The organism is Mycobacterium sp. NGS48, from assembly GCF_059812585.1.
Genome location: NZ_JCALCY010000006.1, coordinates 1 through 21,665, shown reverse-complemented (window position 1 = coordinate 21,665; position 21,665 = coordinate 1). Strand labels below are relative to the sequence as shown.

Annotated in this window: 18 protein-coding genes; 14 read left to right on the top strand and 4 right to left on the bottom strand. The window is 67.2% G+C overall.

Features of this window, described 5'->3' with window-relative positions; genetic code table 11:
* The first annotated feature begins 113 nt into the window (after positions 1-113).
* The 10 genes from pheS to argH all read left to right on the top strand — a co-directional run bounded on the left by pheS (position 114) and on the right by argH (position 12,209).
* On the top strand, positions 114-1,157 hold the full coding sequence (gene pheS, locus AC5Y42_RS13220) for a phenylalanine--tRNA ligase subunit alpha (protein WP_499898705.1): 1,044 nt from the start codon (positions 114-116) through the stop codon (positions 1,155-1,157).
* Entirely contained in the window at positions 1,157-3,643 is a 2,487-nt protein-coding gene (gene pheT, locus AC5Y42_RS13215) for a phenylalanine--tRNA ligase subunit beta (RefSeq protein WP_499898703.1), read from the top strand. Before pheS ends, pheT begins: the two co-directional genes overlap by 1 nt.
* A gap of 132 nt (positions 3,644-3,775) precedes the next feature.
* Entirely contained in the window at positions 3,776-4,813 is a 1,038-nt protein-coding gene (gene argC / locus AC5Y42_RS13210; protein ID WP_499898701.1) for an N-acetyl-gamma-glutamyl-phosphate reductase, read from the top strand.
* Complete coding sequence (argJ, locus tag AC5Y42_RS13205) at positions 4,810-6,024, top strand: bifunctional glutamate N-acetyltransferase/amino-acid acetyltransferase ArgJ (RefSeq protein ID WP_499898700.1); 1,215 nt, start codon at positions 4,810-4,812, stop codon at positions 6,022-6,024. The genes argC and argJ overlap by 4 nt, the downstream gene beginning before the upstream one ends.
* Complete coding sequence (gene argB, locus AC5Y42_RS13200; protein ID WP_499898699.1) at positions 6,021-6,905, top strand: acetylglutamate kinase; 885 nt, start codon at positions 6,021-6,023, stop codon at positions 6,903-6,905. Before argJ ends, argB begins: the two co-directional genes overlap by 4 nt.
* A complete protein-coding gene (locus AC5Y42_RS13195) occupies positions 6,902-8,086 on the top strand; it encodes an acetylornithine transaminase (protein WP_499898697.1) in 1,185 nt (394 codons plus the stop codon). Before argB ends, AC5Y42_RS13195 begins: the two co-directional genes overlap by 4 nt.
* Complete coding sequence (gene argF, locus AC5Y42_RS13190; RefSeq protein ID WP_499898696.1) at positions 8,083-9,009, top strand: ornithine carbamoyltransferase; 927 nt, start codon at positions 8,083-8,085, stop codon at positions 9,007-9,009. Before AC5Y42_RS13195 ends, argF begins: the two co-directional genes overlap by 4 nt.
* Positions 9,006-9,500, top strand: coding sequence for an arginine repressor (locus tag AC5Y42_RS13185; RefSeq protein ID WP_499898695.1), 495 nt, complete (start codon positions 9,006-9,008; stop codon positions 9,498-9,500). Before argF ends, AC5Y42_RS13185 begins: the two co-directional genes overlap by 4 nt.
* Before the next feature lie 17 nt (positions 9,501-9,517).
* Positions 9,518-10,714 carry an argininosuccinate synthase gene (locus AC5Y42_RS13180; RefSeq protein ID WP_499898693.1) on the top strand — a complete coding sequence of 399 codons (1,197 nt, stop codon included), beginning with the start codon at positions 9,518-9,520 and terminating at the stop codon, positions 10,712-10,714.
* An 88-nt stretch (positions 10,715-10,802) separates the two neighbouring features.
* Positions 10,803-12,209, top strand: coding sequence for an argininosuccinate lyase (argH, locus tag AC5Y42_RS13175; RefSeq protein ID WP_499898692.1), 1,407 nt, complete (start codon positions 10,803-10,805; stop codon positions 12,207-12,209).
* Here the strand turns inward: argH and AC5Y42_RS13170 are convergent.
* A complete protein-coding gene (locus AC5Y42_RS13170) occupies positions 12,206-13,969 on the bottom strand; it encodes an ABC-F family ATP-binding cassette domain-containing protein (RefSeq protein WP_499898691.1) in 1,764 nt (587 codons plus the stop codon). The two genes, argH and AC5Y42_RS13170, sit on opposite strands and share 4 nt — an antisense overlap.
* Before the next feature lie 51 nt (positions 13,970-14,020).
* On the opposite strand from AC5Y42_RS13170, the gene AC5Y42_RS13165 reads away from it, so the two are divergent.
* Positions 14,021-17,041 (top strand): acyl-CoA synthetase, encoded by a 3,021-nt coding sequence (locus tag AC5Y42_RS13165; protein WP_499899009.1) that lies wholly within the window; start codon positions 14,021-14,023, stop codon positions 17,039-17,041.
* Positions 17,038-17,250, top strand: a complete 213-nt coding sequence (locus AC5Y42_RS13160; RefSeq protein WP_499898690.1) for a Trm112 family protein — start codon at positions 17,038-17,040, stop codon at positions 17,248-17,250. Before AC5Y42_RS13165 ends, AC5Y42_RS13160 begins: the two co-directional genes overlap by 4 nt.
* Here AC5Y42_RS13160 and AC5Y42_RS13155 read toward each other — a convergent pair.
* From AC5Y42_RS13155 to AC5Y42_RS13145, 3 genes are read right to left on the bottom strand one after another with little or no spacing between them, the layout of a single operon-like run.
* Positions 17,216-17,836: a TetR/AcrR family transcriptional regulator gene (locus AC5Y42_RS13155; RefSeq protein ID WP_499898688.1), complete on the bottom strand. Its 621-nt coding sequence runs from the start codon at positions 17,834-17,836 to the stop codon at positions 17,216-17,218. The two genes, AC5Y42_RS13160 and AC5Y42_RS13155, sit on opposite strands and share 35 nt — an antisense overlap.
* 4 nt (positions 17,837-17,840) lie before the next feature.
* The gene (locus AC5Y42_RS13150; RefSeq protein ID WP_499898687.1) at positions 17,841-18,671 is read right to left on the bottom strand and encodes an ABC transporter permease; all 831 of its coding nucleotides are present in this window, start codon (positions 18,669-18,671) and stop codon (positions 17,841-17,843) included.
* Positions 18,605-19,369, bottom strand: coding sequence for an ABC transporter ATP-binding protein (locus AC5Y42_RS13145; protein ID WP_499898686.1), 765 nt, complete (start codon positions 19,367-19,369; stop codon positions 18,605-18,607). The genes AC5Y42_RS13150 and AC5Y42_RS13145 overlap by 67 nt, the downstream gene beginning before the upstream one ends.
* A gap of 58 nt (positions 19,370-19,427) precedes the next feature.
* Here AC5Y42_RS13145 and AC5Y42_RS13140 point away from each other — a divergent pair, with 58 nt between their 5' ends.
* Positions 19,428-20,039 carry a DNA-3-methyladenine glycosylase gene (locus tag AC5Y42_RS13140; RefSeq protein ID WP_499898685.1) on the top strand — a complete coding sequence of 204 codons (612 nt, stop codon included), beginning with the start codon at positions 19,428-19,430 and terminating at the stop codon, positions 20,037-20,039.
* A gap of 24 nt (positions 20,040-20,063) precedes the next feature.
* Positions 20,064-21,356 (top strand): tyrosine--tRNA ligase, encoded by a 1,293-nt coding sequence (tyrS, locus tag AC5Y42_RS13135; RefSeq protein WP_499898683.1) that lies wholly within the window; start codon positions 20,064-20,066, stop codon positions 21,354-21,356.
* Positions 21,357-21,665: the final 309 nt, after the last annotated feature.

Here is a 21,665-nt window from a genome sequence, read left to right as displayed (position 1 = left end):
ACACCGTCGCCGGAGGTGTCGACGCCCCCATCCTTGACATCGCTCAATCACCTAAGATTTGCACTTGCGTCACACTCGTGCCGCGAACCGCCAGCCAAGGAGAGTGTCGCCGCGTGGGTGACCAGCCCGTCGACCTGTCGCCGGAAGCGTTGACCGAAGCCGTCAACGCGGCACGGCGGGCCTTTGCCGCGGCGACCGATCTCGACGGGCTGGCCCACGCCAAAACCGAGCACCTCGGCGACCGCTCGGCGTTGGCGCTGGCCCGGCAGGCGCTGGCCATCCTCCCTAAAACCGATCGCGCGGACGCCGGCCGGCGCGTCAACAGCGCGCGGGGTGAGGCCCAGGGCAGTTTCGACGAGCGACTGGCAGAGTTGCGCGCCGAACGGGATACGGCGGTACTGGTCGCCGAACAAATCGACGTGACATTGCCGTCGACCCGCCAGCCGACCGGCGCCCGCCATCCCATCACGATTCTGGCCGAACACATCGCCGACACCTTCATCGCGATGGGGTGGGAACTGGCCGACGGACCGGAAATCGAGACCGAGCAGTTCAACTTCGACGCGCTGAATTTCCCCGCGGACCATCCCGCGCGCAGCGAACAAGACACCTTCTACATCGCCCCGGAGGGCTCGCGGCAGTTGCTGCGCACCCATACCTCGCCGGTCCAGGTGCGCACGCTGCTTCAGCGTGAACTGCCGGTCTACGTCATCTCGATCGGCCGCACCTTCCGCACCGACGAACTCGACGCCACTCACACACCGGTGTTCCATCAGGTCGAGGGCCTCGCGGTGGATCGAGGCCTGTCGATGGCCCACCTGCGCGGGACACTGGACGCGTTCGCCCGAGCCGAGTTCGGCCCGTCCGCCCGCATCCGGATCCGTCCGCACTTCTTTCCCTTCACCGAGCCATCGGCGGAAGTCGACGTGTGGTTCGCGGGCAAGAAAGGTGGCCCGGGCTGGGTGGAGTGGGGCGGCTGCGGCATGGTGAACCCGAATGTCTTGCGGGCCGCCGGTATTGACGCCGAGGTATACACCGGCTTCGCATTCGGCATGGGGCTGGAGCGCACCCTACAGTTTCGCAACGGCATCCCCGACATGCGCGACATGGTCGAGGGCGACGTGCGGTTCTCGCTGCCGTTCGGGGTCGGAGCCTGATGCGCATCCCGTACAGCTGGCTGCACGAAGCCGTCGCCGCCGGCGCCCCGGATTGGGATGTGCCGCCAGACGAGCTCGAAGAGACGCTGGTCCGCATCGGCCACGAGGTCGAGGAGGTGATTCCGCTCGGCCCGGTCAGCGGCCCGCTGACGGTGGGGCGGGTGGCCGACATCGAAGAGCTCACCGAATTCAAAAAGCCGATCCGCGCCTGCCGGGTCGACGTGGGGGAGAGTCAGGCACGCGACATCATCTGCGGTGCCACGAATTTCGTAGTTGGCGACCTGGTAGTGGTGGCGCTACCGGGCACCGTTTTACCCGGTGACTTCACCATCACCGCGCGCAAGACCTACGGCCGCACCTCTGATGGAATGATCTGCTCGGCAGCCGAATTGGGTTTGGCTGCGGAGCATTCCGGCATCCTGGTGCTTCCGCCGGACACCGCCGAGCCCGGAGCCGACGGGGCTGCGGTCCTTGGCCTCGACGACGTCGTCTTCCATTTGGCCATCACCCCGGATCGCGGCTACTGCATGTCGGTACGCGGCCTGGCCCGCGAAATCGCCTGCGCCTACGACCTTGAATTCATCGACCCGGCCGACGTGGCACCGTTACCTGTCCAGGGAGACGCGTGGCCGCTAACGGTGCAGCCAGAGACCGGGGTTCGGCGATTCGCGCTGCGCCCGGTGACCGGCCTCGACCCCGCCGCGGTGTCGCCGTGGTGGCTGCAGCGGCGACTGCTGCTATGCGGGATCCGGGCGATCTCGCCGGCCGTGGACGCCACCAACTACGTGATGCTCGAACTGGGCCATCCGATGCACGCCCACGATCGCAAACGGGTCACCGGCGGCTTCGACGTGCGGTTCGCCCGGCCCGGCGAAACCGTGACCACCTTGGACGACGTCAAACGGCAGCTCAATCCGGCTGATGTGCTCATCGTCGACGAGGTCGCGACCGCCGCTATCGGCGGCGTGATGGGATCGGGCAGCACCGAGATGCGCGACGACTCGACCGAGGTGCTGCTTGAGGCCGCGGTCTGGGATCCGGCGGCAGTCTCGCGCACGCAACGGCGGCTGCACCTGCCCAGCGAGGCCGCCCGCCGCTACGAGCGTGCCGTCGACCCGGCGATCTCGGTGGCCGCGCTGGACCGTTGCGCGACGCTGCTCGCCGAAATCGCCGGCGGTGCAGTCGCACCGACACTGACCGACTGGCGCGGCGACCCCCCTGTCGACGACTGGCGGCTGCCGCCGATCCGCATCGCCGCCGACCTGCCGGACCGCACCGCCGGGGTTCGATACCCGCACGGCACCACCGCGCGGCGTCTGACGCAGATCGGCGCCACGGTGACCGGCGACGGCGATGTCCTGACCGTGACGCCGCCGAGTTGGCGGCCCGACCTGCTGCAACCCGCCGACCTGGTTGAAGAGGTGCTCCGCCTGGAGGGTCTGGAGCCCATCCCTTCGGTGCTGCCGTCGGCACCGGCGGGCCGCGGCCTCACCGCCACCCAAAAGCGGCGCCGCGCGGTCGGCAAGTCGCTGGCGCTGTCGGGCTACGTCGAAATCCTTCCGACACCGTTTCTGTCCGCAGGGGTGTTCGAGGCCTGGGGTCTGCCCGCCGATGACCCACGGCGTGCCACCGCCCAGGTGCTCAACCCGCTGGAGGCCGATCGGCCGCACCTGGCCACCACGTTGCTGCCCGGTCTGCTGGAAGCGTTGGTGCGCAATGTGTCTCGGGGTATCGCCGATGTCGCGCTCTACGCGATCGCGCAGGTGGCGCAGTCGGCCGAGCAGGCCCGCGACGTCGAGCGCATCCCGGTGGACCGCCGTCCCACCGCTGCGGAGATCGCGGCACTGGACGCGTCGCTGCCGCGTCAGCCGCTGCACGTCGCCGCGGTGCTGACCGGGCTGCGGGAGCCGCGTGGCCCGTGGGGAGCCGGCCGGCCGGTGGAGGCTGCCGACGCGTTCGAAGCGGTTCGGGTGATCGCCCGCGCCTGCGGTGTCGACGTGGTGTTGCGAACCGCCCAGTATCTGCCGTGGCATCCGGGCCGATGCGCCGAGGTGCTGGTCGGCGAGACCGTGATCGGCCACGCTGGTCAGCTACACCCGGCGGTAATCGAGCGGTCAGGCCTGCCGAAGGGCACGTGCGCGGTTGAGCTGAACCTCGACGCGATGCCCATCGTCGAGGCACTGCCCGCGCCCCGGGTATCGCCGTTCCCGGCGGTGTTCCAGGACGTCAGCCTGGTGGTCGACGCCGACGTCGCCGCGCAGGCGGTGATGGAGGCGGTGCGCGACGGTGCTGGTGAGCTGTTGGAGGACATTCGGCTTTTCGATGTCTACACCGGCCCTCAACTGGGCGAAGCCCGCAAATCGCTGACGTTCGCGCTGCGGTTCCGTGCCCAGGACCGCACGCTGACCGAAGACGAAGCCAGCGCCGCCCGCGATGCGGCCGTGCGCTGCGCCGCCGACCGGGTCGGTGCGGTGTTGCGCGGTTGAGTGCCCCTTACTTCTGCCGCGAGCGTGCGTGTTCCCGACCGACACGCCGGAGCGAAACCCGGGAACACGCACGCTCGCGGACGTCCAGGAATGAATTTGCATGACAGTGCATAGTCATGCAAGGATGCTGACATGACGATGCGGGTGGCGGTAGCCGGTGCCAGCGGCTACGCGGGCGGGGAAATCCTGCGGCTGCTGCTCGGACACCCAGCCTATTCCGATGGCCGGCTGACCATCGGCGCACTGACCGCCGCGGCCAGTGCGGGCAGCACGTTAGCCGAACATCATCCACACCTGATGCCATTGGCGCAGCGGGTGCTGGAGCCGACTGAGCCAGAGATACTAGATGGCCACGACGTGGTCTTCCTCGCGCTGCCGCACGGACATTCGGCCGCGCTGGCCGAACAGCTCGGCTCCGAAACGCTGCTGGTGGACTGCGGCGCGGACTTTCGGCTCACCGACGCCGACGCCTGGCAGCGGTTCTACGGGTCCACGCATGCCGGCAGCTGGCCATACGGACTGCCGGAGCTGCCCGGGGCGCGCGACCAACTGCGGGCTACCCGCCGGATTGCGGTACCCGGCTGCTATCCGACGGCCGCACTGCTGGCGCTGCTGCCCGCGGTGGCCGAGGACCTCATCGACCCCGCGGTGACCGTGGTCGCCGTCAGCGGCACCTCCGGTGCCGGGCGGGCCGCCAAGTCCGACCTGCTCGGGTCGGAGGTCATCGGTTCGGCGCGGGCCTACAGCATCGCCGGTGCGCATCGGCATACACCGGAGATCGCGCAGGGCCTGAAGTTGGTGACTGACCGCGACGTCACCGTGTCGTTCACGCCGGTGCTCATCCCGACGTCGCGAGGCATCCTGGCCACGTGCACCGCGCCCACCCGTGCGCCGGTTTCCGAGCTGCGGGCTGCCTACGAAAAGGCCTATGACGCCGAGCCTTTCATCTTTCTGCTACCCGAAGGGCAACTGCCCCGCACCGGGGCGGTGATCGGCAGCAACGCGGCACACATCGCGGTCGCGGTGGACGAGGACGCCGGAACGTTCGTCGCGATCGCCGCGATCGACAACCTGGTCAAAGGTACCGGCGGCGCCGCGGTGCAGTCGATGAACCTGGCATTGGGCTGGCCGGAGTCAGAAGGTCTTCCACTGGTTGGGGTGGCGCCATGACTGACATCGCAGACGCCACACGGTTGGTGCGCGCGCAGGGGGTGACCGCGCCGGCCGGCTTCCGCGCCACCGGAATTGCCGCGGGCATCAAAGCATCCGGCGCCCCCGACCTGGCGCTGGTGTTCAACGAAGGCCCCGACTATGCAGCGACGGGCGTGGTTACCCGCAATCAGGTCAAAGCCGCACCGGTGCTGTGGACCCAGCAAGTGCTGACGACCGGCCGGCTGCGTGCGGTGATCCTCAACTCTGGCGGTGCCAACGCCTGCACCGGGCCGGCCGGATTTCAAGACACTCACGCGACCGCCGAGGCCGTCGCCGCCGCATTGTCGGACTGGGGCACCGAAACCGGGGCCGTCGAGGTCGCCGTCTGTTCCACCGGGCTGATCGGCGACCGACTTCCGATGGATAAGGTGCTCAACGGTGTCGCGGAGATCGTGCACGAGATGGCCGGCGGACTGACCGGCGGCGACGAAGCCGCCCGCGCCATCATGACCACCGACACCGTGCCCAAACAGGTGGCACTGCACCATAAAAGCAACTGGACCATCGGCGGGATGGCCAAGGGCGCCGGGATGCTGGCTCCGTCGCTGGCCACCATGCTGTGTGTGCTCACCACCGACGCGGTGGCCGAACCGGGAGCGCTCGACCAGGCGCTGCGCCGCGCCACCGCGATCACTTTCGACCGTCTCGACATCGACGGCACCTGCTCGACCAACGACACCGTGCTGCTGCTGGCTTCCGGCGCAAGCGAAATCGCGCCGAGCCAAGCCGATCTCGACGACGCGGTGCTGCGGGTTTGCGACGACCTGTGCGCCCAGCTGCAGGCCGACGCCGAAGGCGTGACCAAGCGCATCACTGTGACGGTGACCGGTGCCGTCACCGACGACGACGCGCTCACCGCCGCCCGGCTGATCGCCCGCGACAGCCTGGTCAAGACGGCGCTGTTCGGCTCGGACCCGAACTGGGGAAGGGTGCTCGCCGCCGTGGGCATGGCGCCGTTTACCATCGACCCGAACCGGATCACGGTGTCGTTCAACGGTTCGGCAGTGTTCGCCGACGGGGCCGGAACCCCTGGCGCGCGCGAGGTGGATCTTTCGGGCGCCGACATCGATCTCGATGTCGACCTTGGCGCCGGCGATGCCACCGCCACCATCCGCACCACCGATTTGTCGCACGGCTATGTCGACGAGAATTCGGCCTACAGCTCATGACGACGACCGGCGAGCTCCCCACCCTAGTCAAAGCGCAGGTGCTGGCCGAAGCCCTGCCCTGGCTCAAACAACTGCACGGAGAGATCGTCGTCGTCAAATACGGCGGCAACGCGATGACCGACGAGACGCTCAAGCATGCGTTTGCCGCGGATATGGCATTTCTGCGCAACTGCGGTATCCATCCCGTCGTCGTGCATGGCGGCGGCCCGCAGATCAGTGCCATGCTGCGGCGGCTCGGAGTTCCCGGGGATTTCAAAGGCGGATTCCGGGTCACCACACCCGAAGTGCTCGACGTGGCACGCATGGTGCTGTTCGGTCAGGTCGGCCGGGAACTGGTCAACCTCATTAACGCGCACGGGCCGTACGCGGTCGGGATCACCGGCGAGGATGCGCAGCTGTTCACCGCGGTGCGGCGCAGCGTCACCGTCGACGGGGTGGCCACCGATATCGGACTGGTCGGCAATGTCGACCGCGTCAACACCGCCGCGGTACTCGATCTCATTGCGGCCCGGCGTATTCCGGTGGTGTCCACGCTCGCGCCGGACACCGACGGCGTCGTGCACAACATCAACGCCGACACCGCTGCGGCGGCGCTGGCCGAAGCGCTGGGAGCCGAAAAGCTGTTGATGCTCACCGACGTCGAAGGCCTGTACACCCGTTGGCCCGATCGCACTTCACTGGTCAGCGAAATCGACACGGCAACACTGGGGCAACTGCTGCCCACGCTGGAGGCAGGCATGATCCCGAAAGTCGAAGCCTGCCTGCGTGCCGTCGCCGGCGGCGTGCCCAGCGCACATGTCATCGACGGCCGCGTCGAGCATTGCGTGTTGGTGGAGTTGTTCACCGATGCCGGTACCGGCACCAAGGTGGTGAGCGCATGAGCGGTACGCAAACCATGCAGCAGCGGTGGTCGGCGGTGATGATGAACAACTACGGCGTCCCACCGGTCGCGTTGGCCAGCGGCGACGGCGCGGTCGTCACCGACGTAGACGGCAACTCGTATCTGGACCTGCTCGGCGGGATCGCCGTCAACATCCTCGGGCACTGCCATCCGGCCGTCATCGATGCCGTCACCCGGCAGATGTCCACGCTGGGCCACACGTCCAACCTGTATGCCGCCGAGCCCGGCATCGCGCTGGCCGAGGCACTAGTCGAACTGCTGGGCGCCGATGCCCGGGTGTTCTTCTGCAACTCCGGTACCGAAGCCAACGAGCTGGCGTTCAAGCTGTCGCGGCTGACCGGACGTACGAAACTGGTTGCCGCACAAGAGGCCTTCCACGGCCGCACGATGGGCTCGCTGGCGCTGACCGGCCAGCCGACCAAGCGAGCGCCGTTTGAGCCGCTGCCTGGTGACGTCACACACGTGCCGTACGGCGACACCGACGCGCTGGCCGCTGCGGTCACCGATGACACCGCCGCGGTGTTTTTGGAGCCGATCATGGGGGAGCGCGGTGTCGTTGTCCCACCCGACGGCTATCTTGTTGCAGCTCGGGATATTACGACCAAGCACGGCGCACTGCTGGTGCTCGACGAGGTGCAGACCGGGATGGGCCGCACCGGTGTCTTCTTCGCCCACCAACACGACGGCATCACCCCCGATGTGGTGACGCTGGCCAAGGGTCTCGGCGGTGGGCTGCCGATCGGAGCGTGCCTGGCCGTCGGCCCGGCCGCGCAGTTGCTCACCCCGGGTCTGCACGGTAGTACGTTCGGAGGTAACCCGATCTGCGCGGCGGCGGCGCTGGCCGTGCTGCACGTGCTGGCGTCCGACGACTTGGTGCGGCGCGCCGACGTGCTCGGTAAGTCGTTGCGCCATGGCATCGAATCGCTTGGCCATCCGCTGATCGATCACGTCCGTGGCCGTGGCTTGCTGTGCGGAATCGTGCTTACCGCGCCCAGCGCAAAAGACGTCGAGATGGCAGCCCGCGCGGGCGGCTTCCTGGTGAACGCCGCGGCACCTGACGTCATCCGGCTGGCTCCGCCGTTGATCATCACCGAGCATCAGGTCGACACCTTCGTCACCGCGTTGCCCGGCATCCTGGACAGCGCCGGGGGAAGCTCATGACCCGGCATTTTCTGCGCGACGACGACCTGTCGCCACAGGAACAGACCGAAGTGCTCGAGCTTGCAGCCGAGTTGAAGAAGGATCCGCTGAGCCGCCGCCCCCTGGAAGGACCGCGGGGAGTCGCGGTCATCTTCGACAAGAACTCCACCCGCACCCGGTTCTCGTTCGAGATGGGGATCGCGCAGCTGGGCGGGCACGCCGTCGTCGTCGATGGACGCAGCACCCAGTTGGGCCGCGACGAGACCCTGCAAGACACCGCAAAGGTGTTGTCCCGCTATGTCGATGCGATCGTGTGGCGGACTTTCGGACAGGACCGGCTCACCGCGATGGCCGCGACGGCGACGGTGCCGATCGTCAACGCGCTGTCCGACCAGTTCCATCCCTGCCAGGTGCTGGCCGATTTGCAGACCATCGCCGAGCGGAAGGGCACGCTGCGCGGCTTGAAGATGTCCTACTTCGGCGACGGCGCCAACAACATGGCCCACTCGCTGGTCCTTGGCGGCGTTACCGCGGGCATGCACGTGACGATCGCCGCTCCTGCGGCGTTCGCGCCCGATAATGCGGTGCTGGCCGCCGCCGAGGAGCGTGCCGTGGCGACCGGCGCATCGGTGACTGTCACCGCCGATGCCGACGCGGCAGCGTCCAACGCCGACGTGCTGGTGACCGATACCTGGACATCGATGGGGCAGGAAGACGACGGGCTCGATCGAGTGCAGCCGTTCCGGCCGTACCAGGTCAACACCGGCCTTGTGAGCCTCGCCGACCCGGAAGTCGTGGTGTTGCATTGCCTTCCGGCGCACCGCGGCGAGGAGATCACCGACGAGGTGATGGACGGGCCGCACAGCGCGGTGTGGGACGAGGCCGAGAACCGGTTGCATGCGCAGAAGGCGCTGCTGGTGTGGCTGCTAGAGCAGTCGCGATGACCCGGTCAAAAGCCGCAGCTGACGTCACCCGCGCCGGGCGGCAGGCCCGCATCGTGGCGATCCTGTCGTCGGCTCCGGTGCGCAGCCAAGGCGAGCTGGCCGGGCTGCTGGCCGCCGACGGCATCGAGGTGACCCAGGCCACGTTGTCGCGCGACCTGGAAGAGCTTGGGGCGGTGAAACTGCGCGGCGCCGACGGCGGCGTCGGCGTCTACATGGTGCCCGAGGACGGCAGCCCGCTACGCGGGGTGTCCGGCGGCACCGGGCGGCTGTCGCGCCTGCTGAGCGAGCTGCTGGTGTCCACCGACGCCACCGGAAACCTCGCGGTGCTGCGCACCCCGCCCGGGGCGGCGGACTACCTGGCCAGCGCCATCGACCGGGCGGCGCTACCCTACGTCGTCGGCACCATCGCCGGCGACGACACTATCTTTGTGGCCGCACGAGAACCGATGACTGGCGCTGAGCTGGCCACCGTTATCGAAAACCTCAAGTGATATAAGGAGATTGGTTCATGTCCGAGCGCGTCATCTTGGCGTATTCCGGCGGTTTGGACACCTCCGTGGCGATCAGCTGGATCGGCAAGGAGACCGGCCGGGAGGTTGTCGCGGTCGCGATAGACCTGGGTCAGGGCGGCGAGGACATGGAGGTGGTGCGCCAACGCGCACTGGACTGCGGCGCGGTGGAAGCGGTCGTTGTCGACGCCCGCGACGAGTTCGCCGAGGGCTACTGTCTGCCCACCATCCAGTCGAACGCGCTCTACATGGACCGCTATCCGCTGGTGTCGGCGATCAGCCGGCCGCTGATCGTCAAGCACCTGGTCACGGCCGCACGCGAGCACGGCGGCAGCATCGTCGCGCACGGGTGTACCGGCAAAGGCAACGACCAGGTGCGCTTCGAGGTCGGGTTCGCTTCGCTGGCACCGGATCTGGAGGTGTTGGCGCCAGTTCGTGACTATGCCTGGACACGGGAGAAGGCCATCGCCTTCGCCGAAGAGAACGCCATCCCGATCAACGTCACCAAGCGGTCACCGTTTTCCATCGACCAGAACGTCTGGGGCCGGGCGGTGGAAACCGGCTTCCTCGAGCATTTGTGGAACGCGCCCACCAAAGACGTCTACGACTACACCGAAGATCCCACGCTCAACTGGAACACGCCCGACGAGGTCATCGTCGGTTTCGACCGCGGCGTGCCGGTATCCATCGACGGCAAGCCGGTGTCGGTGCTGCGGGCCATCGAAGAACTCAACACCCGCGCCGGGGCCCAGGGCGTCGGGCGGCTCGACGTCGTCGAGGACCGACTGGTCGGCATCAAGAGCCGTGAAATCTACGAAGCTCCGGGCGCGATGGTGCTCATCACCGCCCACACCGAGCTCGAGCACGTCACGCTCGAGCGCGAGCTCGGGCGGTTCAAGCGGCAAACCGACCAGCGCTGGGCCGAACTCGTCTACGACGGATTGTGGTATTCACCATTGAAGACGGCGCTGGAGAGCTTCGTCGCCACCACGCAGCAGCAGGTGACCGGTGAAGTCCGAATGGTGTTGCACGGCGGGCACATTGCGGTCAATGGTCGGCGCAGTGCGCAGTCACTCTATGACTTCAACCTTGCCACCTACGACGAGGGCGACAGCTTCGACCAGTCCAAAGCGAAGGGATTCGTGTACGTGCACGGGTTGTCGTCCAAGATCGCCGCCCGCCGGGATCTGGGGTGACCCTCTTTCCGCGAGCGTGCGTGTTCCCGGGCGACACGCCGAGCGTGCGCCCGGGAACACGCACGCTCGCGTTAAAGGTGGCGGTCCGATGAGCACCCACCAGGGATCGCTGTGGGGCGGGCGGTTCGCCGACGGGCCGTCCGACGCGCTGGCGGCGCTGAGCCGATCCACCCACTTCGACTGGGTCCTGGCGCCCTACGACCTTGCCGCGTCGCGGGCGCATACCCGGGTGCTCTTCCGGGCCGGCCTGCTCAGCGACGAGCAGCGCGACGGGCTTCTGGCAGGGCTGGACAGCCTCGCGCAAGACGTAGCCGACGCCAGCTTCGGCCCATTGCCCAGCGACGAGGACGTGCATGCCGCGCTGGAGCGCGGCCTGATTGAGCGGGTCGGCCCCGCACTGGGCGGCCGTCTGCGCGCCGGACGATCCCGAAACGATCAGGTAGCCACGCTGTTTCGGATGTGGCTGCGCGATGCCGCGGGTCGGGTCGCGGCGGGCGTGCTCGACGTCGTCAACGCCCTGGCCGCGCAGGCGGCCGCGCACCCGACCGCCATCATGCCGGGTAAAACACATCTGCAGTCGGCCCAGCCGATCCTGCTGGCCCACCACCTGCTCGCCCACGCCCAACCGTTGCTGCGCGACGTGGACCGGATCGTCGACCTCGACAAGCGCACCGCGTTGTCGCCGTACGGCTCTGGAGCACTGGCCGGCTCGTCGCTGGGGCTCGATCCGGACGCCATCGCCGACGAGCTGGGTTTCGCCGCTGCCGTCGACAACTCCATCGACGGCACCGCGGCACGGGATTTCGCTGCCGAGGCCGCCTTCGTGTTCGCGATGATCGCCGTCGACCTCTCGCGGCTCGCCGAGGACATCATCATCTGGAGCTCAACCGAATTCGGTTACGTGACACTGCACGACTCATGGTCGACCGGCAGCTCGATCATGCCGCAGAAGAAGAATCCCGACATCGCCGAGTTGGCCCGCGGCAAATCCGGGCGGTTGATCGGCAACCTGGCGGGGCTGTTGGCAACGCTGAAGGCACAGCCGCTGGCCTACAACCGCGACCTGCAAGAGGACAAGGAGCCCGTGTTCGACTCGGTAGCACAGCTGCAGCTGCTGCTGCCGGCGATGGCGGGCCTGGTCGGCAGCCTGACATTCGATGTCGAGCGGATGGCGGCGCTGGCTCCAGCCGGCTACACGCTGGCCACCGATATCGCCGAATGGCTGGTGCGCCAAGGTGTTCCGTTCCGAGTGGCGCACGAGGCGGCCGGCGCGGCGGTACAGGCCGCCGAGCAGCGTGGTGTCGGGCTGGAATCGCTGACCGACGACGAGTTGGCGGCGATCAGCCCCGAATTGTCCCCACAAGTTCGCGAGGTGCTCACCATTCAGGGTTCGGTGTCCTCGCGCGACGCCCGCGGTGGAACGGCGCCGATCCAGGTCGCCAAACAGCTCGACGCGGTTCGCGACACCGCCGACCGGCTGCGGCAGCAGCTCTAACTGTCATCCGCCAACTCGGACAACTCCAGCCAGCGGCTCTCCATCGCAGCGACCTCGTCTTCAAGCCCGCGTAATTCCCGGGTCAGCCGGCTCAAGCCGACATGGTCGGCGTGGTTATGCTCGGCGAGTTCGACATGTTTGGCGGTGATCCGCTCGGCCAGCCGCGCGAGACTGCGGTCGATTGCCGCGATTTCCTTCTGCATGGCGCGTAATCCGGCGCCGCCCGTCGCTTTTCGGGTGGCAGCCGCCGGACGTTCAGCCGCGCTGGCCAGCTGCAGATATTCGTCGACGCCGCCGGGCAAGTGCCGCAGCCGACCATCGAGGATCGCATACTGCTGATCGGTGACCCGCTCGAGCAAATACCGGTCATGGGAGACGACGATCAGCGTCCCCGGCCAGGAATCCAGCAGATCCTCGGTGGCCGCCAACATATCGGTGTCCACGTCGTTAGTGGGCTCGTCGAGCAGCAGCACGTTCGGCTCGGCGAGCAGCGTAAGCATCAACTGCAGCCGCCGGCGCTGCCCGCCAGAGAGCTCCCCGACGCGGGCGGACAATTGATCACTACCGAAACCCAGCCGTTCCAGCAGCTGCGCCGGGCTGACGTCACGACCGTCGACCTGGTAGCCGCTGCGCAGCCTGCCCAGCACATCGGCAACCCGCTCGCCCACCATCGGTGCCAGGGCATCACCCTGCTGATCGAGTATCCCCAGCTGAACCGTCTTGCCGCGCTTGACCTTTCCCGCAGTTGGCAAAACAGTGCCGGCGATGAGCCCCAACAGGGTGGACTTTCCGGCACCATTTGCTCCGACGATGCCGCTGCGTTCACCGGGGCCGATTCGCCACTCGATATCGCGCAGTACCGATCGCACGCCGAAGGACACCGACACGCCCAGCAGATCGATCACGTCCTTGCCCAGCCGCGCGGTTGCCAGCTTGGCCAACTCGACGGTGTCGCGCAGCGGCGGCACGTCGGCGATCAACTGGTTGGCCGCCTCGATGCGGAATTTGGGTTTCGACGTGCGTGCCGGCGCACCGCGGCGCAGCCAGGCCAATTCTTTGCGCATCAGGTTCTGCCGCTTGGCCTCGGCGAGGGCGGCGCGGCGGTCCCGCTCGACGCGCTGCAGTACGTAGGCGGCGTAACCGCCCTCGAACGGCTCGACCGTTGCGTCGTGCACTTCCCACGTCGTGGTGGCCACCTCGTCGAGAAACCAGCGGTCGTGGGTCACCATCAGCAGCCCACCCGTGTTGCGGGCCCAGCGCTGACGCAGATGGCCGGCCAGCCAGGTGATGCCTTCGATGTCAAGGTGATTGGTGGGCTCGTCCAGCGCGATGACATCCCACTCGCCGACCAGCAACGCGGCCAGTTGCACCCGCCGCCGCTGCCCGCCCGACAGCGTGGCAACCGTTGCACCCCAATCGATGTCGGACACCAGGCCGCCGACCACGTCGCGCACTCGAGCATCGCCGGCCCACTCGTGTTCGGGTCGGTCACCGACCAGCGTCGCGCCGACGGTGCCACCCGGGTCGAGCGTGTCCGCCTGGCTCAGCGCACCGACTCGCAGCCCGCTGCGTTGGGTGACCCGGCCGGAGTCCGGAAGCAACTGCCCGGTCAGCAATCCCAGCAGGGTGGATTTGCCGTCCCCGTTGCGTCCCACGATGCCGATACGGTCGCCGTCGCTCACTCCCACAGTCAGCGACTCGAAGACCACCTGAGTCGGATATTCCAGGTGCACGGTCTCGGCTCCGAGCAGGTGCGCCATCGGCCCGAGACTAGCTCTAACAGCCCCAAAGCTGCGGGCGCGGCCCTGCTGATGTGCCAGAATGTGCAGGCAATCACGGGAGTAGCGGTGAATTTGAATTTCTCAGCGGTCACGCGACCGGTCACCCGACCGGTCGAGCGCCTGATGGCCACGGCCCAGAACGGCCTGGAGGTCTTGCGACTCGGCGGTCTGGAGACCGGGACGGTTCCGTCGCCGTTCCAGGTCGTCGAGAGCGTGCCGATGTACAAGCTCCGTCGGTATTTCCCGCCGGACAACCGGCCAGGTCAGCCTCCCGCGGGTCCGCCGGTGCTGCTGGTGCACCCGATGATGATGTCGGCGAATATGTGGGACGTCACCAGGGCCGAGGGCGCGGTGGGCATCCTGCACGCCGCGGGCCTGGACCCCTGGGTCATCGACTTCGGCTCTCCGGACAAGGTCGAGGGTGGCATGCGCCGCACCCTCGCCGACCACATCGTCGCACTGAGCGAGGCTGTCGACACGACCGCGGAGACCACCGGCCAAGATGTGCACCTGGTCGGCTATTCGCAAGGCGGGATGTTCTGCTACCAGGCCGCGGCATATCGCCGGTCGAAGAACATCGCCAGCATCGTGGCGTTCGGTTCTCCGGTCGACACCTTGGCCGCGCTGCCGATGGGTGTCCCGCCCAACCTGGCCCAAGCCACCGCCAACTTCATGGCAGACCACGTCTTCAACCGGCTCGATATCCCAAGTTGGTTGGCCCGCACCGGTTTTCAGATGATGGATCCGCTCAAGACGGCCAAAGCCCGGCTAGACTTCGTGCGCCAGCTACACGATCGTGAGGCATTGCTGCCGCGTGAGGCCCAACGCAGGTTCTTGGAGTCCGAGGGCTGGATCGCGTGGTCGGGACCGGCAGTCTCCGAGTTGCTCAAGCAGTTCATTGCACACAACCGGATGATGACTGGCGGTTTCGCCATCAACGGGCAGCTCGTGACGCTGACGGACATCACCTGCCCGGTGCTGGCCTTCGTCGGAGAGGTCGACGATATCGGGCAGCCGCCCGCGGTGCGCGGCATCCGGCGTGCGGCGCCCAATGCCGAGGTGTACGAGTACACCTTGCGGGCGGGTCACTTCGGCCTGGTGGTCGGATCCAAGGCCGCCGAACAAAGCTGGCCGACCGTCGCTGAGTGGGTGCGGTGGATTTCCGGTCATTCCGCCAAACCGGACAGCATCGCGCCGATGGCCGACCAACCCGTCGAGGGCACCGACAGCGGCGTGGCAATCAGCTCCCGGGTGGCGCACGGCATCGGTGAGGCTTCCGAGGTGGCGTTGGCGCTGGCACGCGGTGCCGCCGATGCGGTCGTGGCGGCCAACAAATCGGTGCGCACGCTGGCGGTGGAAACCGTCCGCACGTTGCCCCGACTGGTCCGGCTGGGTCAGATCAACGACCACACCCGGATCTCGCTGGGCAGGATCATCGGTGAGCAGGCGCGCGACGCGCCACAGGGCGAATTCCTGCTCTTCGACGGCCGCGTCCACACCTACGAAGCGGTGAACCGCCGCATCGACAACGTCGTGCGCGGCCTCATCGAAGTCGGGGTGCGTCAGGGCGAACACGTCGGTGTGCTGATGGAGACCCGGCCCAGCGCCTTGGTCGCGATTGCCGCGTTGTCCCGGCTGGGCGCGGTCGCGGTGCTGATGCATCCTGACACCGACCTGGCCGCAGCGGTCCGGATCGGGGGAGTGACCGAGATCATCACCGATCCCACTCATCTGGAGACCGCGCGCCAATTGCCCGGCCAGATTCTGGTTCTCGGCGGCGGTGAAGCACGCGATCTGCATCTGCCCGAGGATGCGGGTGTCATCGATATGGAGCAGATCGATCCCGACGCCGTCGAGCTGCCAGGTTGGTACCGCCCCGATCCCGGCTTTGCGCGGGATCTGGCGTTCATCGCGTTCAGCTCGGCCGGCGGCGAACTGGCCGCCAAGCAGATCACCAACTACCGCTGGGCGTTGTCGGCGTTCGGTACCGCCTCGACCGCCGCGCTCAGCCGCAGCGACACCGTGTACTGCCTGACACCGCTGCACCACGAGTCCGGACTGCTGGTGAGCCTGGGCGGAGCAGTGGTCGGCGGTGCCCGCATTGCCCTGTCGCGCGGGCTGCAAACGGACCGGTTCATCGCCGAGGTGCGCCAATACGGCGTGACCGTGGTGTCATACACGTGGGCCATGCTCCGCAACGTCATCGACGACCCGGGCTTCGTGCTGCACGGCAATCATCCGGTGCGGTTGTTCATCGGTTCCGGTATGCCGACCGGGCTCTGGTGCCGCATCGTCGACGCATTCGCGCCCGCGCACGTCGTCGAGTTCTTTGCCACCACGGACGGACAGGCGGTGCTGGCCAACGTCTCCGGCGCCAAGATCGGCAGCAAGGGCCGGCCCCTGCCGGGCGTCGGCCGCGTCGAGCTTGGCGCCTACGACGCCGAGCACGATCTCATTCTCGAGAACGACGAGGGCTTCGTACAGGTCGCTGCCACCGGGGAAGTCGGTGTGCTGCTGGCCCAGCCGCGCGGACCGATCGACCCCACCGCGTCCGTCAAACGTGGTGTCTTCTCTCCGGCTGACACCTGGATCTCCACCGAGTATCTGTTCCGTCGCGACAGCGACGGAGATTACTGGTTGGTGGGACGGCGCGGCTCGGTGATTCGCACCGCCCGTGGCATGGTTTTCTGCGAGCCGATCACCGACGCGCTCGGACTCATTCCGGCAGTTGACCTTGCGGTGACCTACGGGGTGCCGGTGGGCGGTCAGTTGATCGCGGTCTCGGCGGTAACGCTGCGACCGGGAGCGACGATCACGGCGGCAGACCTGACCGAGACGATCGCCGCCATGGAGCACGGCCCCGGTCCCGACATCGTGCACGTCGTCTCCGAGATGACGCTCAGTGCCAGCTACCGCCCAACGGTCAGCCCGTTGCGTGCGGCGGGCATTCCCAAACCGAGCCGCCATGCCTGGTATTTCGACTCGGCCGCCGACCAGTTCCGGCGGTTGACTGGGTCGGTGCGGACCGAGATGGCGGGCGGCCACGAGTGATTGACGAGACGTTGCTGGGCATTCTGGTATGTCCGGCCGACCGCGGTCCGCTGCTGTTGGTCGACCAGCTGCTCTACAACCCGCGGTTGCGCCGTGCCTACCGGATCGAAGACGACATCCCGGTGCTGTTGATCGACGAGGCGACCGATGTCGGCGACGACGAGCATGCCCGGCTCATGGCGCGGGCTGCCCCGGAAGATCCCCGGTGAGATAACGCTGCAGGTTCGGCGCGATGGTTTCGGCGATCTGCTCGACGGGCAACGACGCGAACGGCTGCAGCTTCAAGATGTAGCGGGCCATCAGTACGCCGGCCACCTGCGACGCCACGAACTCCGCCCGGATGATTCCAGACCCTGGCGGATCGTCTACCCGCGCGGCGATCTCTTCGATGATCACTTCGCGCAGAAATGACCGCACCAACCCGATGTCGGCGCCGGACAGCAACGAGCGAACTGTCGCGATCATGCCGTTGCCGAGCTCGGAATCCCACAACGGCAACAGCAGCGACGGCAGCGTATAGCCGAGTTGCTCGACGGGCGCTTCACGCAGCGGGCCGATGACGGTCAACGGATCAAACGGCAGGTCGATCGCGGCGGTGAACAGCTGCTCCTTCGTCCCGTAATAGTGATGCACCAGCGCCGAATCCACCTCGGCTGCTGCGGCCACCGCGCGGATGGACGTTTTGTCGAAACCGTTGCGGGCAAACAGTTCCCGGGCGCTGGACAAGATGCGCTCCCGATTGTCGGAACCGCCCCGGGGACGCCCGGGCCGCCTTCGGCTCACGTTGGTAGCCAACGGATTACGTGGTCCGACGGCGCAACGTCGCGGCGGCCAGGCACAGCGCCGCCAACGCAAAACCCAACACGACGAGAATGTCTCGCACCGCGACACCGGTCAGCTCGGGGTGCGTTCCGACCTGCTGCAGTGCTTCCAGGGCATAGCTGGCCGGCAGCACATTGCTGATCCATTCCAGCCATGCCGCCATGAGCGCTCGGGGGACGATGATGCCCGCCAGCAGCAGCTGCGGCACCATCACCAGCGGTATGAACTGCACGGCCTGAAATTCGGTGCGGGCGAACGCACTACAGAGCAGGCCCAGGCCGACGCCCAATACCGCGTTGACAATCGCGATCAGGAACACCCATCCGGGGTTGCCCGCGGTATCGAAGCCGAGAAACCAAAACGACACGATGCACGCCAAAACCGCTTGTATCGCCGCAGCAACCGAGAACGCGGTGCCATAGGCGATCAGCAGGTCGAGGCGGCGCAGCGGCGTCGTCAGGATGCGCTCCAATGTTCCCGAGGCACGTTCGCGCTGCATCGTTATCGAGGTGATGATGAACATCAAGAAGAGTGGGAAGAGGCCCAGCAGAATCAAGCAGGCGTTGTTGAACGGTGTCGGGGCGCCCGGCGCATGCGGAGCGTCTTCGAACATGAAGTACATCAGCGTGATGACCAGAACCGGCACCAACAGGATCATCGCGACGCTGCGGCGATCGGCAACCAGTTGCCGCAGGATCCGCGCCGTAGTGGCGCGATAGGCCTGCAGGAAACCGGCCGGCCCTACCCGGCTTCGCGCACGGTGCTGCGTTTGATGATGGACAGGAACGCGTCCTCCAGTGACGTGCATGCGGTGTCCTCTCGTAACTGGGTCGGAGTGGTGTGGGCGACTAACCGGCCTTCGCGCATCAGCAGCAGATCACCGCAGTGGTCGGCTTCGTCCATGACATGGCTGGAGACCAGCAGCGTGGTCCCGGACCGGGCAAGGTCGGTGAACTGCTCCCACAGATCAGCCCGCAACACCGGATCCAGCCCGACGGTGGGCTCGTCGAGCACCAGCAGCTCCGGCCGGCACACCAATGCGCAGGCCAACGATGCCCGGGTGCGCTGACCGCCGGAAAGGTTTCCGCAGTAGGCGGTGCGGTGATCCCCCAGCCCCACTCGGTCGATGGCGGCATCGGCGGCCTGGTGGTCGAATCCGTACAGCGCTGCGAAGTAGCGGACGTTGTCGATGATCCGCAGGTCGTCGTAGATGGTGGGGTCTTGGGGCATGTAGCCGACGCGCCGGCGCAGTGCGCCCGATCCCGCCGGCTTCCCGAGCACGCGCACCGTGCCCGACGTCACGACCTGAGTGCCGACGATGCAGCGCATGAGCGTGGTTTTGCCGCAACCGGACGGCCCCAGCAGCCCGGTGATGCTGCCGCGGGCGATCTGGACCGAAAAATCTTGCAGCGCAGCGTGTTTCCCACGAACCACGCGTAGATGCCGGATGTCCACGGCGGTGTCCACGCCTTCGGCAAGTAATTCATCACTTGATGAAGGCATCATGCGATGAATATCCGCCCCTGCGGGCCCGTGTGTCAAGGGCTTGGGCAGAATCGGTCCGGTGAGCGCTGACCAACTGACTGTCGACCCCATCGCGGCCGCCCACCGACTGGTGGGCGCCACTCTGTTGGGCCGCGGCGTCAGCGCGACGATCGTCGAGGTCGAGGCGTATGGCGGAGTTCCCGACGGACCGTGGCCGGATGCGGCAGCGCATTCCTACCGCGGGATCAGTGGCCGCAACGCGGTGATGTTCGGGCCCGCCGGGCGGCTTTACACCTATCGCAGTCATGGCATTCACGTGTGCGCCAACGTCGCCTGCGGCCCCGACGGGACAGCCGCCGCTGTGCTGCTCAGGGCGGCAGCGGTCGATGACGGTCTGGATGTCGCGCGGTTTCGCCGCGGCGAGGCAGTGCGCAACGCGGCGCTGGCCAGGGGACCGGGAAATCTGTGTTCGGCCCTCGGGATCACGATGGACGACAACGGGCTCGATGTGTTTGACGGCGACAGTCCGGTGACGCTGCGGCTCAATGATGCGCTCGACGCGGCCAGCGGGCCCCGGGTCGGAGTCAGTAAGGCCGCCGACCGGCCCTGGCGACTGTGGCTACAGGGCCGACCCGAAGTTTCGGCGTACCGGCGCAGTCCACGCGCGCCCGCCCCTGGGGCCAGCGACTAGTCACGATCCTGGAAGATCTACCCCATGGCTCCTGAACCTTCTCGGTCATCGAGCATCCTCGACGAGTTGAGCTGGCGCGAACTGATCGCCCAGTCCACTGATCTCGATGCGCTGGCCGCCGAGGCAGCCCGGGGACCGATCACGCTGTACGCCGGCTTCGATCCGACGGCGCCGAGTCTGCACGCCGGGCACCTGGTGCCACTGCTGGCGCTGCGACGCTTTCAACGGGCCGGGCATCGCCCCATCGTCTTGGCCGGGGGCGCTACCGGCCTGATCGGCGATCCCCGGGATAGCGGTGAACGGGTGCTCAACACCGCCGACACCGTCGTGGATTGGACCGAGCGGATCCGCGGGCAACTGGAACGCTTCGTCGACTTCGACAATTTACCGACGGGCGCGATCGTCGAAAACAACCTCGAGTGGACAACCGCCATGTCGGCGATCGAGCTACTGCGCGACATCGGCAAGCATTTCTCGGTCAACGTGATGCTGGACCGCGACACCATTCGGCGGCGGCTGGAGGGCGACGGGATCTCCTACACCGAATTCAGCTACATGCTGTTGCAGGCCAACGACTACGTCGAGCTGTACCGACGCCATGATTGCGTGCTGCAGATCGGTGGCTCCGACCAGTGGGGCAACATCATCGCCGGAGTGCGGCTGGTGCGTCAGAAGCTGAGCGCGAGCGTGCACGCGCTGACCGTGCCGCTGGTGACTACCGCCGACGGCACGAAATTCGGCAAGTCCACCGGCGGCGGCAACGTGTGGCTGGACCCGGAGATGACGACGCCGTACGCGTGGTACCAGTACTTCGTCAACACTGCCGACGCCGACGTCGTCCGCTACCTGCGCTGGTTCACCTTCTTGTCGGCCCAGGAGCTGGCCGAACTCGACGAGGCCACCCAGTCCCGGCCGCAGGACCGCACCGCACAGCGGCGATTGGCACGCGAACTCACCACCCTGGTGCACGGCGAGGAAGCGGCCGATGCCGTCGAACATGCCAGCCGGGCGTTGTTCGGTCGCGGGGATCTGGCGCGGCTCGACGAAAACACCTTGACGGCCGCGCTGCGCGAAACCCCGGTGGCGGAGTTGAAGCCCGGCACGCCAGACGGGATCGTCGAGCTGCTGGTCGCCAGCGGCTTATGCCCAAGCAAGGGCGCAGCGCGGCGCACCATCGCCGAAGGCGGCATCTCGGTCAACAACGCCAAGGTTGACAACGAGACCTGGGCGCCGCAGCCGGCCGACTTCCTGCACGGACGGTGGCTGGTGCTGCGGCGCGGCAAACGGAATATCGCCGGCGTGGAGCGCATCCGATGACCGCTGCGAGCCGAAAGCCGAGAACTAGCAGGGGATTTGACTCTCGGTTTGCCCTCGCGTAACTTGTGGGTTCGCGCTGCGGCTAGCCCGCAACGCGGCATCCCAGGGGAATACCTCCACTGTTGAGGACGTTCCACCTAGTCCGCTCTATCGATTCGCGGCCATGGTCGCGAGTTGGTTGCGCGGCCGCAGGGATGTGGTGTTGTTTGAGAACTCAATAGTGTGTTTGGTGGTTTTGTTTGTTGTTGTTTTTTTGCCATGCCCTTTGGCCGCCCCGTGGTTGGGGGTGTGGTGTTTTTTGATGCCAGT

Excerpts from the sequence above, each read along its gene's own strand:
- AC5Y42_RS13150 (WP_499898687.1), bottom strand. The coding sequence starts at position 18,671 with ATGCACGTCACTGGAGGACGCGTTCCTGTCCATCATCAAACGCAGCAC.
- argH (WP_499898692.1), top strand. The coding sequence starts at position 10,803 with ATGAGCACCCACCAGGGATCGCTGTGGGGCGGGCGGTTCGCCGACGGG.
- AC5Y42_RS13145 (WP_499898686.1), bottom strand. The coding sequence starts at position 19,369 with ATGATGCCTTCATCAAGTGATGAATTACTTGCCGAAGGCGTGGACACC.
- argJ (WP_499898700.1), top strand. The coding sequence starts at position 4,810 with ATGACTGACATCGCAGACGCCACACGGTTGGTGCGCGCGCAGGGGGTG.
- AC5Y42_RS13195 (WP_499898697.1), top strand. The coding sequence starts at position 6,902 with ATGAGCGGTACGCAAACCATGCAGCAGCGGTGGTCGGCGGTGATGATG.
- argF (WP_499898696.1), top strand. The coding sequence starts at position 8,083 with ATGACCCGGCATTTTCTGCGCGACGACGACCTGTCGCCACAGGAACAG.
- argB (WP_499898699.1), top strand. The coding sequence starts at position 6,021 with ATGACGACGACCGGCGAGCTCCCCACCCTAGTCAAAGCGCAGGTGCTG.
- pheT (WP_499898703.1), top strand. The coding sequence starts at position 1,157 with ATGCGCATCCCGTACAGCTGGCTGCACGAAGCCGTCGCCGCCGGCGCC.
- AC5Y42_RS13185 (WP_499898695.1), top strand. The coding sequence starts at position 9,006 with ATGACCCGGTCAAAAGCCGCAGCTGACGTCACCCGCGCCGGGCGGCAG.
- AC5Y42_RS13165 (WP_499899009.1), top strand. The coding sequence starts at position 14,021 with ATGTGCCAGAATGTGCAGGCAATCACGGGAGTAGCGGTGAATTTGAAT.
- AC5Y42_RS13180 (WP_499898693.1), top strand. The coding sequence starts at position 9,518 with ATGTCCGAGCGCGTCATCTTGGCGTATTCCGGCGGTTTGGACACCTCC.
- argC (WP_499898701.1), top strand. The coding sequence starts at position 3,776 with ATGACGATGCGGGTGGCGGTAGCCGGTGCCAGCGGCTACGCGGGCGGG.
- AC5Y42_RS13170 (WP_499898691.1), bottom strand. The coding sequence starts at position 13,969 with ATGGCGCACCTGCTCGGAGCCGAGACCGTGCACCTGGAATATCCGACT.
- tyrS (WP_499898683.1), top strand. The coding sequence starts at position 20,064 with ATGGCTCCTGAACCTTCTCGGTCATCGAGCATCCTCGACGAGTTGAGC.